This is a genomic window from uncultured Thalassospira sp., from assembly GCF_963976115.1.
GTDB lineage: Bacteria > Pseudomonadota > Alphaproteobacteria > Rhodospirillales > Thalassospiraceae > Thalassospira.
Genome location: NZ_CAXBJJ010000010.1, coordinates 166739 through 183275, shown reverse-complemented (window position 1 = coordinate 183275; position 16537 = coordinate 166739). Strand labels below are relative to the sequence as shown.

Here is a 16537-nt window from a genome sequence, read left to right as displayed (position 1 = left end):
CTGCCCGCGGTGTTGCGGGTGTGTTTGTTCCGCGTTTTCCGGGTTGGAGAGAGATGCAGACCGTTAACGATATTCGCACCACGTTTTTGGAATTTTTCCGTAAGAACGGCCACGAGGTCGTATCTTCCAGCCCGCTGGTGCCGCGCAATGACCCAACCCTGATGTTTACCAACGCAGGGATGGTCCAGTTTAAAAATGTTTTCACCGGGCAGGAGCATCGCGATTATTCGCGTGCAACCACCTCGCAGAAATGCGTGCGGGCCGGGGGCAAGCATAACGACCTTGAAAATGTCGGGCATACTGCACGCCATCACACGTTCTTTGAAATGCTGGGCAACTTTTCGTTTGGCGATTATTTCAAGGAAAACGCGATTGAATTTGCCTGGAACCTGATCACAAAAGAATATGGCCTCCCGGCAGATAAATTGCTGGTTACCGTTTATCACACCGATGACGAGGCCCATTCCCTTTGGAAGAAAATTGCCGGTCTGAGCGATGATCGTATCATTCGGATCCCGACATCGGACAATTTCTGGTCGATGGGCGATACCGGCCCGTGTGGCCCGTGTTCGGAAATTTTCTTTGATCATGGCGATCATATCTGGGGTGGCCCCCCGGGCAGTGCCGACGAAGATGGCGACCGGTTCATCGAAATCTGGAACCTGGTGTTCATGCAATATGAACAACTGGCCAATGGCACTCGTCTGGACCTGCCCAAACCGTCAATCGATACCGGCATGGGTCTGGAACGTGTGGCCGCCGTTTTGCAGGGCAAGCACGACAATTACGATATTGATTTGATGCGCGCCCTGATCGAAGCTTCGGCCGCTGTCACCAATACCGACCCCGATGGACCGTTTAATGTGTCGCACCGCGTGGTTGCCGACCATTTGCGTTCCACCAGCTTTTTGATTGCCGATGGTGTTTTGCCGTCCAATGCCGGTCGCGGGAACGTGTTGCGCCGTATTATGCGCCGTGCGATGCGCCATTTGCACATGATCGGCACCAAGGACCCGCTGATGTACAAGCTGGTTCCGGCGCTTGTGCGCAAAATGGGGGCGGCTTACCCCGAACTGGTACGTGCCCAGGCATTGATCGAAGAAACCCTGAAACTGGAAGAACACGGCTTTAAAACCATGCTTGATCGTGGTTTGAAAATGCTCGACGATGCCACCCTTGATATGGGTGAAGGGGCGGTTCTGCCGGGCGAAGTGGCGTTCAAGCTGTATGACACCTATGGTTTCCCGCTTGATTTAACCGCCGATGCCCTTAAGCCGCGCAAGATCGACATTGACGAAAGCGGTTTTTCGTCCGCCATGGAAGAGCAAAAGGCCAAGGCCCGTGCGGCATGGTCGGGCTCGGGCGAGGCCGCAACCGAAGAAGTCTGGTTCGATTTGAATGACCGTTTGGGTGCGACCGAATTTTTGGGCTATGAAACCGAAAATGCCGAAGGTGTCATCACTGCGATTATCGTCGATGGCACCGAAGTTGACGCGGCCAAAGCGGGCGACACCGTTGCCATTTTAGCCAATCAGACGCCGTTTTTCGGTGAATCGGGTGGTCAGCAGGGCGATGCCGGTGTGATCAAAACCGCCAAGGGTGCGGTGATTGAAATTGCCGACACCCAGAAAAAACTGGGCAGCCTGCATGTTCATCTGGGCAAGGTTGTGTCGGGCGAGATTAAAACCGGCGATGAAGCCGAGTTTAAGGTCGATCATACCCGCCGTGCCAGGCTGCGCGCCAACCATTCGGCGACGCATTTGCTGCATGCTGTGATGCGCAAACATCTGGGCGGCCACGTTACCCAGAAAGGCTCGCTGGTGGCACCGGACCGTCTGCGGTTTGACGTATCGCACCCCAAACCGGTGACAGCCGAAGAAATTGCCGTGATCGAAGCTGATGTAAACCGCCTTGTTCGCGAAAATACCGAAGTCCTCACCCGTTTGATGACCCCGGATGAAGCGATTGAGATCGGCGCGATGGCATTGTTTGGCGAAAAATACGGCGATGAAGTTCGGGTTGTCTCCATGGGCCTGCCCGAAGACAAATCCTATGCCTATTCGCTGGAACTGTGCGGGGGCACTCATGTCAAACGCACCGGCGATATTGGCCAGTTTAAAATCGTTTCCGAAGGGGCGGTTTCCAGTGGGGTGCGCCGGATCGAAGCCCTGTGTGGGGCCGATGCTGCCAATTACATGGGCAACCGCGACCGCTTGTTACAGGTGATCGCCGGTGATTTGAAAGCCGTGCCCGAAGATGTGCCCGAACGTGTGCGCGCGCTTCAGGAAGAACGTCGCCGCCTGGAACGCGAAGTTTCCGATTTGCGGAAAAAACTGGCGACCGGCGGTGCCGGTGGTGCAGGCGGGGCCAATGGTTTCAAGGAAATTAACGGGGTTAAAATTTCGTTCCGTGTTCTTGAGGGCATCCCGGCCAAGGAACTTAAAGGCATGGTCGATGAATTGCGCAGCCAGATGGGATCGGGCATTGCGGCCCTGATCGCCCTTGATGGCGGCAAGGCATCCATCGTGGTTGGCATGACCGAAGATTTGGTGGCAAGTCATAACGCGGTTGATTTGCTGCGCATCGGTGTGGCCGAACTGGGCGGCAAAGGCGGCGGTGGCCGCCCCGATATGGCCCAGGGCGGTGGACCCGATGGCGACAAGGCCGCACAGGCACTGGCCGCAATCGAGGCTGCGCTTGCGGGTTAAGTAGAGTTATATTTAGGAACGATGTTCATTTTAAGGGATCGGTTGCAGACCGGTCCCTTTTTTGTAATATTTTCGATTAGGTTTTGCGTATGATGCTTTGTTTTTCTGTACTGTAAATAATGGGGGATCAGCTTGCGTGTGTATAAATATTACCCGGCTGAATACGGTCGGCAAGCTATAATTAAACGTCGGTTAAAGTTATCGACGTTATCTGATGTTAATGATCCTTTTGAATTTGCGGCAATTAATACCAAAAATAAAAGTTGTCGTAGATTACTTAAAGTGTGGAGAGATACGTTTCCGGCGAAGACGGGATTTGTCTCCTTTTGCGAGAATAGAAAAAATCCCGTGATTTGGAGTCATTATGCAGAAAACTATAAAGGTATCTGTCTCGGTTTTGATGTTAAGGAAAATATTTTGAATAAAATTCATTATCTTCCCGAACGTGTGGAATTATCAGAAGCCGAATTGGAGGCTGCATGTCAAGACGAGAGTCGGCAGTATAATCCTTCTTTCTGCTTTACGAAATTCTCTCATTGGCGGTACGAATCAGAGAGAAGAGCAGTGTTTCCCCTTGACGGTTCTGACGTCATTCGGGAGGAAAACCCAAGAAAAGAACATAAATATCTTTATTTCATTCCATTTGGCCGTGAGTTTGTGCTTCGGGAGGTGATACTTGGTCCGAACTACGTGGAAACTAACCGACGTGAGGTAATGAATGCTATCGGTGAAATTGGAATATGCTCGATAAAAACTGGTCGATTGGCGTTTAGGTCATTTAATGTTGTTTTTCAGAATAAAAAAGCTCTCCATAAGGTGCTGTGAGAAATGGGAGCTAAGATTTGGATAAAGTTTTTTCCTGCCATTGCGCGCTATAGCGCAATACACGCCAGGCGGCTTTTTCCACATCTTTGCGGTCATCGGATTCGGCAATGGTGCGCCGGGCGGTGTTGATAATGATTTTGGCCTGACGGCAGATTTCGTCGCGCTGCCGATTGTTGGCAATAAAAGGTATTAATCCTTCAAGGGTTTGGGTGATGGGAATCAACACGTCGGGTTTTGCCACTGCCGCCTGACGGATCTGGTCAAGGGCAGCACTTAACATGCCGCTAAAATCCGAGACCGGGCCGCTGAGCCGGGCGATGTTATGATCATCCATCCACAACCCGACCGGGTAAACAAATGCCAGTGTTTGGCGCATGGCCCGGCCCAGACGGTAAACCGACGCAATGGCGGTGAACGGATCATTGACCCCGGGGGACAGGGCGCGTACGGCTATTTCAACAATCTGGCGCAGGGAAAATTCAATGTCGAGGGCGGCTGTGCGGTAATTGCCAATCATGATGGTGCTGGCAGCATCCTGATTAATGGCAGGGCACAGGGTTTTGATTTTATCAGCATCACAGATAATATGGCCGATGATTTGATCCTTAAGGACGTGTTCGCCAGGGCGGCAGATCAGCTCGACACGGGCATGACGGGCGGCAATCTTCTTACACAGCCCATTGTAATCTATGCCCTGAATATAGCCGGATCGTTTTGCCTGCACGGCAAATTCGGGGTCAATATCAAGTGCAGAAGGAATAGTGGTTGCCGAATTTCGAGCCTTGGTTATGGCGTGTCCCAGTCGGCTGTGGTTTTCCAGTATGGTGTTTTCCAGCTGTTCGCCAACATCAATGATCACCTGGTCGGCGACAATGGATCGGCCCAGGTGATGGACAAAAACAATCAGCGAGAAAAGACTGGCCATGAATGCTAATGCCGCAACCAGCCCGGCGATTTGGGCAGGATCGTTGTGGTTGCCGATGTTTCCCATCATCAAAAGGGTGGTGACCAGAAAGGTGATGTCGGCCACAAAGATACCGATCATGCTTTGGGTGATATGATCGCCCAGAAAATTGCGGATCAGCCGTGGTCCCAGATTTTGCGCCGCCAGTGTCAGCACCACCATCGTGATTGACAATGCCAGGGTAAAGATTGTGACCACAGCGGGCAGCAACATGCCGATCAAGTCGCGAATGTCGCGGACATCACGGAAAATCGGCCATATGGGCGATAATAGCTGATCAAAGGGCAAGGGCGGTAGCAGCATGATACCCGTAGCCACACACGCTCCGGCACAGCCAAATAACAGCGGTAAAATCCACAGGCTTTGGCGTAGTCGTTCCCACAGACGGATCAGGCGTTCAAACATATGGATATCCGGTTATCCCTACAGGTGATGTAAACAGCGACCACACCAATAAAGGATGTTAAATTTAAAACCCGCGCGATAACAGGATGCAGGCAATAAGCGATGCAAAGCGATATCAAATAAACGTTTGCAAATCCCCGTGGTTCCCTGCCTTAAGGTAATAGCGGTGCATTCGCCAGCGGCACATAAATGTCGGTTATGGCTTCGTGGGCAGGTACATCGGGAAAAAAGGCAATGCGCTGTAAAAACAGCGGATAATCCCCAGGGGTTTCGCCAGTTTGTGGCATCCATCGGGCGTAAATCGGAACGACGGCGCGTTTTAAATCGTGATCCGGGCCGATATGGCGCAGTCGTGCACAGCGGTTTGCGGGAATGATATGCTCAAATACGCCTTCGGGATTGTCGGGGATGGCAATTGTTGTGGCGACACATAAATCCATCATAAAGTCATCCACTGGCGTGTCATCCGGGTTGGAATGGATGATTGTGAAGGTTGCATTTTTGTGCGGCGGCAAGTGGTTGCGTTTGCGCCAGTTAATAAACGGGCGAATGCTGTTGCCAATATGGGCCGGGTCGCCATGGTGGCGCAGGGCCGCAACACGGGTTTGCGCGAAATGGACAATTTCAATATCAGGAAGCGGGGCAAGATCGGGATTGGGCATGGTTTTGTTCCGGGCATCCATAAGGGGTTGATAGATTTGTTGGCAGGCATCCCAGGTCGGATTTTTGCGAAAATTCGACGGTGACACCCCGTGAATTTTTTTAAAAGCGCGAGCAAAGGATTCCGGGCTGTCGAACCCGCAATCAAGGGCAATTTCAAGGACCGACATATGGGGCCGGTGCGCCAGTTGGCAGGTCGCGCGGTGAAACCGGGCCAACTGGATATAACGCGCCACACCAATGCCAAACAAGGCGCTGAACTGGCGATGAAAATGATACCGGGAATAGGCCGCAATGGTGCCAAGCAGCGCGCCGTTCAGGTTTTCGGCCAAATGATCGTCGATATAGCGCATTACACGACGAAACCGTTCCAGATAGTTTTGCAATTGGGCGCCCTTTATTTTGCCGGTGGGGCACAATTGTGCCGTTGTTCGTACCCCGGATGGTGCCATAAACCGGGCCTGTAAACCTGTCCGTTATTGCGCAATATGTGAAAAACGTGCGTGGTACGCGATATTGCCTGCAATAAAGTGCAATTACCCGTTTAAGTAGTTGAAGTTAAAAGAACATCTTTCGAGGTTGGCAGCATTGCAAAAAAGAGGGATTGCCACGCGCTAAAAAATGAACCAAATTCGATTTTTAATCATTTCAGGTTCTGTCGAGGTGTGTAATGGTAAAGCAGGAAAAATGGCAGCAGCGCGAAAAGGTTATTCTGGACTGCGCCCAGGAGCTGATCGGCCAATACGGTTTTTTTGATTTAAAGATGTCGGATCTGGCGCGCGCGGCGGATATTTCGGTGGGTACCCTTTATGTTCATTTCGCGAGCAAGGAGGATTTGCTGCTGGGCCTTGCCTTGCGGGCCGGTGCCAAACGGACGGCTTTTCTGGAAACGGCCCGGCAGCATGATGGGCCAGCTTTGGAAAAATTCATTGTCGCCAGTTTGCTTGATATTCTGTTTTCCATCGAAAATCCTGAATTGTTTGAAATGGAATATCTGGCCATGTCGCCGTCGGTCTGGCGGCGTGCGACGGTGACACGCCATCAGGATTTTTTGCGCAAGGTCGGCGATGCCACCCGCATGTTTCAGGATTTTCTCGATCAGGCAGTCCCGATTTTAGGGCCAGAACAGTCCCGTGATCGCGGGCGAACCCTTAATCTTGGCAGTTGGGCGCTATCGTTTGGCATGAATGCCCTTGCCCTTTCCGAAATTACCGATGCCCATTACGGCAGCCTGTTGCGTGAAAACGCCATTGATACCTTTTGCGATGGCCTGACCGCCCTTCTGGTTGGGGCAGGGTGGCAGGCCGATACCGCCGATAACGTTATTCGCAGCCTGGGTGTGCGCTATATGCCGGCACATTTTATATCGGCACTGTCTTCCTGATTTTTTAATTTTTAAAACAAAGTCCTCATCATGTCCCAGGAACGTAAATTAATGATCGCGGTCTTTATGACCGTTTTGTTCGGCTTTGCCGGGTTCAGCCTGCCTTATCCGGTATTCGGGCCGATGTTTTTAAAACCTGAACTGGGGTTTTTAGATCCGTCGATCCCGGTTGAATATCGGCCGTTTTTGCTTGGCATCGCCATTGCCCTTTACCCCATCGGCCAGTTTATTGGTGCGCCGTGGTTGGGTCGCTGGTCGGACCGGATTGGTCGGCGACCGGTTTTGTTAGGCTCGTTGGTCGGGGCGGCAGGGGGCTATCTGGTGACGGCATTTGGTGTTGCCATTTCCAGCCTGCCCTTGTTGCTGGCAGGGCGGTTTTTGTCGGGCCTGTGCGAGGGCAATATGGCGATTGCCCAATCGATTACGTCCGACATCAGCACGCCCCAAACCAAGGTGCGCAATTTTGGCCTGATCACGGTCGCCATCAATGTCGGCTGGATCATTGGTCCGTTATTGGGCGGTTTTTTGTCTGATCCCGATATTTATGCCGGTTTTAATGTGTCTTGGCCGTTTTTCTTTGCGGCGGGCATGTTTGGCGTCAATTTGCTGGTGGTGTTTTTCACCCTGCGCATTCCCGATTATGCCCGCCGCCGTAAAACAGGTGAAAACAGTGTTCAAAACGCGGGGGATGATTTGCCGCTGGTCGCGGCCGGGGCGGCAGAATTGTCGTCCAATGCCGGAACGGTCGGGCTGGCTGCGACAGACGGCGAAACAGAATTCCGCCCCCGCACGCTGTGGCAAACGGTGTGCGACAAAAAACTGTTGCCGGGCTTTGTCATTTCATTTTTCAGCTATGTCGCGGTTTACATTTTTTTCGCCTTTTTCGGCGTTTATCTGGTGCAGATGCATGATGTCAGCAGTTCGTTCCTGGGGGTGTGTTCTGCCATCATATCAATCCCGCTGATTGCCGCGGGCCTGTTGGTGGAACCCGCCCGTAAACGCATTGGTCTGGCCGGGGTCAGTGCGGTTGCCCATGTTTTCCTTGGTGTCGGCATGATCACGTTTTTGCTGCCCGATGGGCTGATATGGATCTTTGTACCGATGTCATTGGCGGCGTTTGGCATTGCCTGGTGCGAAGTCACCACCAGCCTGTTTATTTCCGATGCCGCAGGTCCGCATGAACAAGGTCAGGCATTGGGGGTTTACCGCTCCGCCCATGTCATGGCCGAGGCGGTGGCGGTGCTGGTCGGGGGCTTGCTTTCCGGGCAATCGCCGCAATCGCCGTTTTTTATGGGTTTTGTTGCGGCCATGATCTGCGTTGCCGGCATTATGGCGTGGAAACGCGCTATGCCCGATCTTGGCAAAAATTCGGGCGATGCCCCGGCACATTGAGTGTTCTGTTATTTTCCTGGTGTGCCAGGGGCCTGCCGGGAAATATGCTGCAACGGATGATGCGGGCGAAACTTAAACGATGGTCGACATCGTGAGCGCCCCCGCAGCCAGATACTGGCGTTGCCCGGCGGTATCTGTATCGGTGTTGGCGCAGGTGGCTGATGCCAGCAAACCTTCGGCCAGTTGATGAAGTTGTGAAATGGCGGCATTACGCACCCCGTCATGCGGGGCATTGGCATCGGCTTTCAGGGCATCTTCCCAGGCCGGTTGGGCGCTGTCTTCGCCCAGAACGGTTAAGGCAATGGCGCGGTTGGCAAGGGCTGTTGCCGATTGCGGGTTTGTTTGCAAGGCCCGGTCAAAATAATGAAGCGCAGAAGGATAATCGCCATCAAGCATTTCCAGCCGCCCCAGATCATTCAGGCAAGCCAGCGAATGTGGCGTCATGCGCAAAAGCTGTTCGAGTGCCCGGCGTTCGCCGTCGCTGTCTTTTGCGGCACGATAACATAGCGCGATCATGTGGTGGATCATGCTGTCGCCGGGGCGCAGGCGCGATGCATTGTGGAAATCGGCCAGGGCTGTTCTGTGACGGCCCAGTTCAAGCTGTGCCATGCCATGTGCGGTAAGCAAATCGGCATCGCCCGGTGAACTGCGCAGGGCGATATCAAGGTTATTTAACGCTTCACGCGGTTTGCCCGACAGCAAATAAACCTCGGCCAGTTGGCGCAGGGCCAATTGGTGGCCGGGGTCTGCGCGCAACACACTGCGATATTCGTAAATGGATTCGGTTAAATTGCCACGCCGGTGCAGGGCTTCGGCCAGGCCAAAACGCGCGGGCAGGTCGTCTTGTTTGCGGCCCAGTGTTTGGCGCAACATGTTGATTGCCGCATCATAATGCCCTTGTGACAGGGCTTCCAAACCCATTTTGGTGAAATCAGCCGTGGTCATGTGCGGGTATCCTGTTTTGCAAGAGGCGGGTTTTGGGCAAGGCGGGTGCGGGTGTCGGGATAAAGAAAGATCAAGAGGGATCAGGGGCGGTTATAAATACGATACGCGCATCGCCGTGCGCCTGCCAGAATATGATCAGTCCGTTCCACAATAACATCATGACCCAGAACCGATTGAAACACATCAAGTTCCTTGGCGCAAAGCGACCGGCACGCCGATGCCGCCGAGCAGATCGGGCAATGGTTTTCCACCAGCAGCAAGGTGCCATCGGCCTCGTGCAGGGTTGTGGCCATGTATCCTTCGGCATCACGCGCTGCGGCCAGGGCGCGCACCCGTGATTCAAGGTCGGGCGGGCAATTTTGCAACCGGGTTTGGTATATCATTTTTTGCTGTTCGGCCCGGGCAGCAACAATGCGCATCAGGCCGTCTTCGCCAAAACTGTCGCGCATACAGTCAATCAGCGACACTGCCAGTTCCTGATGCCCATCAGGAAAGGCTTTATTCGCGCGCTGTGTCAGCGCCCATAATTTTGCCGGGCGGCCCTTGGGGGATGCCATTTGCTGTTCGTCGACCATGCCCTGATCGCGCAGCGTTTTTAAATGCTGGCGCACCGCCATCGACGACACCCCAAGGGATGTTGCCATATGGTCGGCACGGGCCGGGCCGTTGGCCTTAAGCATATCTAGAATGGCGCGGCGGGTTTCGCCGTCGGCGGCTTTGGGATTACGTTTTGTCATGATCCATTTATAAAGAAAATTCTATTGAAAAGGCAAGAGATCTGGCGTAATTTGTTTATTAAAGAATAATCTTTATAAATGAGGTCGCCATGACAACGTCCGTCCAACCGGGAAAGAACCCCGACGCAAAACCATCGCAAGAACCGTGTTTCAACCCGGCCGTGACGGGGGTGGTTCCATCTGACAGCGCAACAGATGCTGCATCTGGCGGCGACTGGCAGGTGGCAACAACCCTGGCGGAACTTTCGCAAACCGGGCGGAAACTGGTGCGTATTTCGGGCCGTCAGGTGGCGATCTTTCAAACAGAAAACGGATTGTACGCTTGTAATAATCGCTGCCCGCATGAAGGCTTTCCGTTAATGGAAGGCACCCTGGCGCAGGGCTGTGTGCTGACCTGTAACTGGCATAACTGGAAGTTTGATCTTGAAAGTGGAGACACGCTGGTGGGTGGCGATAAACTCCGCCGTTATCCGGTGCGCGTGACCGATGACGGTGTTGTCGAACTTGATATGACCGACCCGCCGCAAGATCAGCAACGTGATGAAATCCTGTCCAATCTGGATGTTGCCTTGCACGAACATGATTATGATCGCTTGTGCCGCGAATTGGCACGGCTGGAAATGATCGGTGTGAACCCGCTTGCGGCCATTAAATCGGCCTTTGCCCTGCGTATGGACCGGTTTGAATATGGCACCACCCACGCCATGCCCGGTGCGGCGGACTGGCTGGCCTATCGCGAAGAACTGAGCGATGACTATGAGCGGTTAGCCAGCCTTGCGGAAATCGTCGGTCACATCGCCTGGGATAGTAGCTATCGCCCGGTTTACCCGTTTACATCAGACGTGGCAGATTGGTCCGAACCCGAATTTTCCCGCGCGGTCGAGGCCGAAGATGAAAACACCGCCGTGGCGCTGGTGCGCGGGGCAATGGCAGCGGGCCTGTCGTGGGAGGAGCTGCGCCCGGCTTTTGCCCGCTGTGCCATGCGCCATTATGCCGGTTTTGGTCACTCGGTGATCTATGTTTCCAAAGTGGCCCCTTTATTGGCAGCACTGGGGGCAGATGCGCTGGAAAGCCTGCTTTTGCCGTTAACCCGGCATTTATGCACGGTCACCCGCGAAGATTTGATCCCCGAATTTCGGGCGTTTCATGTCGTGCGCAAAGATTGGGATAATCTTGTGGGCAGTGATCCGGTGACAAAGGATGATTTTCTGGGGTTGCCTGTTGCGCGGGTATTGGCGCGTGTCCGTCGCTCGGCGGGGGATGTGCACGGGTGCTATCACGCCTTGCTGGGGGCGGCAGCCTGGCAGGTGCGCCATTTTGATGAAAGCGTTATGTATCGCACCAATATGCCGATTGGCACGAATGTAAACTGGCTGGATGTTACCCACGCTTTGACAACCGCGCAGGCAGTGCGTGAACTGGCAACCGAAATGCCCGAATTGTGGGCCGATGGCCTGTTGCAAATTGGTTGTTTCATTGGCCGCAATGTTAAATATATGAATACAGACCCGGACCAGCCCGATCATGCCGCCAGTCTTGGTATTGGCGGGGATCAGGAGGACGAAACCATCCTGCGCGATCTGCTGCGCGAACGTGTGTTAAACCATGGTTGCAGTGATTATATTGAACCCGTGCATCGCCTTAAAACCATCATGATGGCCCGGGCGGAACTGGCCGCTTTTCCCGATGCCCCGTGGCGCGAAGATTTGCTTGTTGCGGTGCACCGTTATGTCAACGGTGAATTCCCCCGGCGGCGTGCGGTGCGCATCGCCTATCAATCCATGAGTTTTGTCGGTCGGGAATAGGCGATCTTCGCCGCGTTCCCTCACGCCCGCATTTCCGGCTGACAAATGACCCCGTTCCGGCGTGAAAACCGGAACGGGGTCAGTTCTGTGCGGCGGCGTTTGGGATGGGGGCAGGTCAGGCGATGGTATCGACCACACCGCCATCAACCCGCAAGGCGGCACCGGTCGTTGCCGATGATAGCGGTGATGCGACATACACCACCAGGTTCGCAACTTCCTCGACCGTGGCGGCGCGCTGAATGATCGATGTCGGGCGGGCCGACATAACAAAATCGGCGGCAACTTCTTCAAGCGGTTTGCCAGATTTTTTCACATCATCGGCCAGCATGGCCTCAACCCCTTCTGACAGGGTCGGTCCGGGCAGAATGGCATTTACGGTAACACCGGTGCCTGCCATGCGTTTGGCAAGGCCGCGCGACAGGGCCAGATAGGCGGTTTTGGTTACCCCGTAATGGATCATGTCAGCCGGAATATTCAGTGCGGATTCAGACGACAGGAACAAGACCCGTCCCCATCCCTGTTTTTCCATACTTGGCAGATAGGCCCGCGACAGGCGCACACCCGACATCACATTGACATCCATAAAGTTCTGCCAGTCGCTATCGGGGGTTTCAAAAAAGTCCTGCGGGCCGAAAATCCCGACATTATTGACCAGAACATCGATATGCGGCACCGCTTTTACCAGCGCGTCACATCCTTCTGCCGATCCCAGATCGGCGGCAACCCCGCGAATGGAGGCATCGGGAAATTGCGCTTTCAGCTTTTCAACCGCCTTGGCTGTTTTGTCATCCTTGCGACCATTGACAATAACGTTGGCACCGGCACCTGCAAGCCCGGCCGCAATGGCAAAACCAATGCCACCGGTCGATCCGGTAACAAGGGCGGTTTTTCCAGTCAGGTCGATTTTCATTATTCAATCCTTTGGTTTCAAACGGCTAAACGTAAGGTAATCTTTAAAAGAACTTCGGCAAGTCAGAATATGTGCTCAAGGTTAAGGACGTTGATGTGCTTGTGCCAGGGGACGCGTATTGCGGGGCCGGAGCCGGTCCGTATTTGAATTGCCTCCTTGCCCAAAAGCGGCAGACACCGTAAGTTAACGTAAACGTCAACTTGTGTTGCAGGGCAAAAATGAAATTTCAGGGTACGGAAAATTATGTTGCGACCGAGGACCTGATGGTTGCGGTGAATGCTGCCATCACGTTGCAACGCCCCCTTTTGGTCAAGGGTGAACCGGGTACGGGCAAAACCGTGCTGGCCGAAGAAATTGCCAGATCGCTGGGTAAAAAACTGATCACATGGTCGATCAAATCCACCACACGCGCCCAGCAGGGCCTTTATGAATATGATGTGGTGTCGCGCCTGCGCGACAGCCAGTTGGGCGATGCACGGGTGCATGACATTGCGAATTACATTGTCAAAGGCAAGCTGTGGGATGCGTTCGAGGCCGATGACGCCCCGGTATTGCTGATTGACGAGATTGACAAGGCCGATATCGAGTTCCCCAACGATTTGCTTCAGGAACTCGACCGGATGGAGTTTTATGTTTATGAAACCCAAAAGATGGTCACGGCGGTAAACCGGCCGATAGTCATCATCACCTCGAACAATGAAAAAGAACTGCCCGACGCATTTTTACGCCGCTGTTTCTTTCATTACATCCGCTTTCCCGATGCCGATACCATGATGCAAATCATCGATGTGCATTTCCCCGACATTCAAAAACGTCTGGTGGCCGAGGCGTTGAACCTGTTTTATGACATGCGCGATGTTGCCGGGCTTAAGAAAAAACCCTCCACATCGGAATTGCTCGACTGGTTAAAACTTCTGATGGCCGAAGACCTTTCGCCCGAAGCCCTGCGCGCCAAAGACGTCAAATCATCCGTGCCGCCTTTGCATGGTGCGCTTTTGAAAAACGAACAGGATGTACACCTGTTTGAACGCCTTGCCTTTATGGCGCGACGCGAAGGGCGCTAGACCATGTTTATCGGCTTTTTCTATAAGCTAAAAGATGCGCGCGTGCCGGTTTCCCTGCGCGAATATTTAACGCTGCTTGAAGCCGTTGAAAAGGGTGTTGCCGGATATTCGGTCGAGGATTTTTATTATCTGGCACGCGCTACCCTGGTGAAGGACGAGCGCAACCTTGATAAATTCGATCAGGTGTTTGGTGCGCATTTTAAGGGGCTTGCCAGTCTGGCCGATGCAGGCGCGGAGATTTCGGCGGAAATCCCCGAAGAATGGCTGAGCAAGCTGGCCGAGAAATATCTCAGCGAGGAAGAAAAGGCGCAAATCCAGTCGCTGGGCGGCTGGGACAAGCTGATGGAGACGTTAAAACAGCGTTTGGAAGAGCAGCAAAAACGCCATCAGGGCGGTAATAAATGGATTGGTACGGCGGGCACATCGCCCTTTGGCGCCTATGGCTATAACCCCGAAGGGGTGCGGATTGGCCAGGATAAATCGCGTCATCGCCGCGCGGTCAAGGTGTGGGACAAGCGCGAATTTAGAAATCTGGATGACAGTGTTGAAATCGGCACCCGCAACATCAAGGTGGCGTTGCGAAAATTGCGTAAATGGGCGCGCACTGGTGCGGCGGACGAGCTGGATTTGGCGGGCACCATTCGATCAACCGCCCGGCAGGGCTGGCTCGATGTGCAAATGCGGCCCGAACGGCACAATGCAGTTAAGGTGTTGATGCTGTTTGATATTGGCGGCTCGATGGATGATTACATTCGGATATGTGAGGAACTGTTTTCTGCGGTGAAAACCGAGTTCAAACACCTGGAATATTACTATTTCCACAACTGCCCCTATGAAGGGTTGTGGAGGGACAATGCGCGCCGTCGTAGCGAACAAATATCAACCCTTGATGTGATCAATACCTATTCCAGCGATTACAAGCTGGTTTTTGTCGGTGACGCCACCATGAGCCCCTATGAAATCACCTATCCCGGCGGCTCGGTTGAACATTGGAATATGGAAGCCGGGCAGGTATGGATGCAACGCCTGCTGGATCATTTCAACCATGCCGCCTGGATCAACCCGCAGCCGGAAAAATGGTGGCATTATACCCCCTCGATCCAGCTTCTGCATAAGATGATGGCAGGGCGGATGTATCCGTTAACCCTGGAAGGGTTGGACCGGATGACCGGGGAGTTGAACCGTTAACACCATTTAAGGGCAACGGTATTTCCAATGGGTCTAGTGTAAGCTATAAGGTTGTATCGTGCAACTTTATAGCTGGTTCGGTTATGGATGACATGACGGTTGATCCCATTCGGGAGGCTTCGCGCCGTTTGGTGCGCGAGCTGGGTTTTATGAAGCCAACCCTCGCCCGGACAGATATGCCACCCTCTGCCGTTCATGCGCTGGTTGAGGTCGGGCGGCGGGGGAATATGACGGCGTCGGAGCTGTGCGAAGTGCTGGGGCTTGAAAAATCAAGTGTAAGCCGCCTTTTGCAAAAACTGGTGCGGGCCGGGGAACTGGCCGAAGGGGCGTGCGCGCATGACGGGCGGGCCAAGCCGCTTTGCCTGACGCCAAAAGGGCGCGAGACTTTATCCCGGATCGATGCCTTTGCCTGTGCCCAGGTGCGCGCAGCCTTGCAATTTCTTCCGCCCCATATTCGTATTTCGCTGCATCAGGGCCTTGGCGCTTATGCTGATGCCTTGGCGGCAAGCCGCACCGAAGCATCGGTTTTGGCAAAAACGGCTCCGAAAATGATGTGGGGCTATCAGCCGGGCATCATCGGGCGTGTGGTGGAAATGCACGCAAATTACTATGCACGCACAACCGGTTTCGGGGCCTTTTTTGAAAGCAAGGTGGCATCGGGCATGGCAGAGTTTGCCGGGCGGCTGGATCGCCCGGTTAATCAGATATGGTCGGTGATGGACGATGGTGGGCGCATCGTCGGCTCCATCGCTATCGATGGCGAGGACCTTGGCGATAATAGTGCCCATTTGCGCTGGTTTATTGTCGATGACGGGCAGCGTGGCGGTGGCGTGGGACGTTTGTTACTTATAGAGGCACTATCATTTTGCGATGCTATCGGGTTTGGTAAAACCCGGCTTTGGACATTCAAGGGGCTTGATGCCGCACGTAAACTCTACGAGGCCAATGGCTTTATTCTTGAAAATGAACAGTCAGGCCAGCAATGGGGCACGGAAGTGACAGAGCAGATTTTTGTGCGGCATTCTCAGGCTGAGAAAGTTTAACCTCTGGCCGGTTCTCGCTATCTTCAGGCAGGCCCCAAAAACAGATAGGTTTCGGTTTTGGCAATACCGTCCATGCTGCGGATATGGGTGACGATGCGGTTGAATTCGGGCAGGCTGCCAACTTCCACCTCGGCGATCAGGTCCCATTCACCATTGGTGGTGTGAAGGGCGCGAAAGCCCAGGGTTTTGCGCAATGTCGCCACCAGCGCCTTCACATTGCGGGTTGAAAGTTCCATCATCATCACCCCGCGAATGGTGCCGTCGCTGGCATCTTCGCGCAATCGCACGGTGTAACCGGCAATCACGCCGGTTTCTTCCAGCCGCGTCATGCGGGCCTTTACTGTGCCAGGTGCGACGCCCAAAAGGGCTGCCAGTTTGGGCACGGATGCGCGGGCATTGATGCGCAATTCGGCGATCAGGCGGCGGTCAAGATCATCCAATTTATCCTCCATTGCCGTTTTCGGCAATTTGTCTGCTGATTTAAGCAATTTATGCCACATAATTGCA

14 protein-coding genes are annotated in these 16537 nt (G+C 53.8%); 8 read left to right on the top strand and 6 right to left on the bottom strand.

The window, feature by feature from the left end; all coding sequences use genetic code 11:
- Nucleotides 1–53: 53 nt before the first annotated feature.
- Both alaS and AAC086_RS14915 read left to right on the top strand, forming a co-directional pair.
- A complete protein-coding gene (gene alaS / locus AAC086_RS14920) occupies nucleotides 54–2708 on the top strand; it encodes an alanine--tRNA ligase (protein ID WP_339779745.1) in 2655 nt (884 codons plus the stop codon).
- 132 nt (nucleotides 2709–2840) lie between these two features.
- The gene (locus AAC086_RS14915) at nucleotides 2841–3533 is read left to right on the top strand and encodes a DUF2971 domain-containing protein (RefSeq protein ID WP_339779744.1); all 693 of its coding nucleotides are present in this window, start codon (nucleotides 2841–2843) and stop codon (nucleotides 3531–3533) included.
- Nucleotides 3534–3543: 10 nt separating this feature from the next.
- On the opposite strand, the gene AAC086_RS14910 is transcribed toward AAC086_RS14915, so the two are convergent.
- Together AAC086_RS14910 and AAC086_RS14905 are read right to left on the bottom strand one after the other, a co-directional pair.
- Nucleotides 3544–4902 (bottom strand): DUF2254 domain-containing protein, encoded by a 1359-nt coding sequence (locus tag AAC086_RS14910; RefSeq protein WP_339779743.1) that lies wholly within the window; start codon nucleotides 4900–4902, stop codon nucleotides 3544–3546.
- Nucleotides 4903–5054: 152 nt separating this feature from the next.
- Nucleotides 5055–5948: an AraC family transcriptional regulator gene (locus AAC086_RS14905; protein WP_339779742.1), complete on the bottom strand. Its 894-nt coding sequence runs from the start codon at nucleotides 5946–5948 to the stop codon at nucleotides 5055–5057.
- Between the two features lie 284 nt (nucleotides 5949–6232).
- On the opposite strand from AAC086_RS14905, the gene AAC086_RS14900 reads away from it, so the two are divergent.
- Both AAC086_RS14900 and AAC086_RS14895 read left to right on the top strand, forming a co-directional pair.
- Complete coding sequence (locus AAC086_RS14900; RefSeq protein ID WP_339779741.1) at nucleotides 6233–6946, top strand: TetR/AcrR family transcriptional regulator; 714 nt, start codon at nucleotides 6233–6235, stop codon at nucleotides 6944–6946.
- Nucleotides 6947–6997: 51 nt separating this feature from the next.
- Nucleotides 6998–8338, top strand: coding sequence for an MFS transporter (locus AAC086_RS14895; RefSeq protein WP_339779740.1), 1341 nt, complete (start codon nucleotides 6998–7000; stop codon nucleotides 8336–8338).
- A gap of 72 nt (nucleotides 8339–8410) precedes the next feature.
- Here AAC086_RS14895 and AAC086_RS14890 read toward each other — a convergent pair whose 3' ends face one another.
- Both AAC086_RS14890 and AAC086_RS14885 read right to left on the bottom strand, forming a co-directional pair.
- On the bottom strand, nucleotides 8411–9283 hold the full coding sequence (locus AAC086_RS14890; protein ID WP_339779739.1) for a tetratricopeptide repeat protein: 873 nt from the start codon (nucleotides 9281–9283) through the stop codon (nucleotides 8411–8413).
- An 80-nt stretch (nucleotides 9284–9363) separates the two neighbouring features.
- Nucleotides 9364–10020, bottom strand: a complete 657-nt coding sequence (locus AAC086_RS14885; protein ID WP_339779737.1) for a metalloregulator ArsR/SmtB family transcription factor — start codon at nucleotides 10018–10020, stop codon at nucleotides 9364–9366.
- Between the two features lie 89 nt (nucleotides 10021–10109).
- Between AAC086_RS14885 and AAC086_RS14880 the strand changes: the two genes are divergently transcribed.
- Complete coding sequence (locus tag AAC086_RS14880; RefSeq protein ID WP_339779735.1) at nucleotides 10110–11825, top strand: Rieske (2Fe-2S) protein; 1716 nt, start codon at nucleotides 10110–10112, stop codon at nucleotides 11823–11825.
- Nucleotides 11826–11940: 115 nt separating this feature from the next.
- Here AAC086_RS14880 and AAC086_RS14875 read toward each other — a convergent pair whose 3' ends face one another.
- Nucleotides 11941–12735: an SDR family oxidoreductase gene (locus tag AAC086_RS14875; RefSeq protein WP_339779733.1), complete on the bottom strand. Its 795-nt coding sequence runs from the start codon at nucleotides 12733–12735 to the stop codon at nucleotides 11941–11943.
- 218 nt (nucleotides 12736–12953) lie between these two features.
- Here AAC086_RS14875 and AAC086_RS14870 point away from each other — a divergent pair, with 218 nt between their 5' ends.
- The 3 genes from AAC086_RS14870 to AAC086_RS14860 all read left to right on the top strand — a co-directional run bounded on the left by AAC086_RS14870 (nucleotide 12954) and on the right by AAC086_RS14860 (nucleotide 16030).
- Nucleotides 12954–13799, top strand: coding sequence for a MoxR family ATPase (locus tag AAC086_RS14870; protein WP_339779731.1), 846 nt, complete (start codon nucleotides 12954–12956; stop codon nucleotides 13797–13799).
- Nucleotides 13800–13802: 3 nt separating this feature from the next.
- Nucleotides 13803–14987, top strand: coding sequence for a VWA domain-containing protein (locus tag AAC086_RS14865; protein WP_339779729.1), 1185 nt, complete (start codon nucleotides 13803–13805; stop codon nucleotides 14985–14987).
- A gap of 92 nt (nucleotides 14988–15079) precedes the next feature.
- Entirely contained in the window at nucleotides 15080–16030 is a 951-nt protein-coding gene (locus AAC086_RS14860) for a helix-turn-helix domain-containing GNAT family N-acetyltransferase (protein WP_339779727.1), read from the top strand.
- 23 nt (nucleotides 16031–16053) lie between these two features.
- On the opposite strand, the gene AAC086_RS14855 is transcribed toward AAC086_RS14860, so the two are convergent.
- A complete protein-coding gene (locus AAC086_RS14855) occupies nucleotides 16054–16482 on the bottom strand; it encodes an Lrp/AsnC family transcriptional regulator (RefSeq protein ID WP_339779725.1) in 429 nt (142 codons plus the stop codon).
- Nucleotides 16483–16537 lie beyond the last annotated feature (55 nt).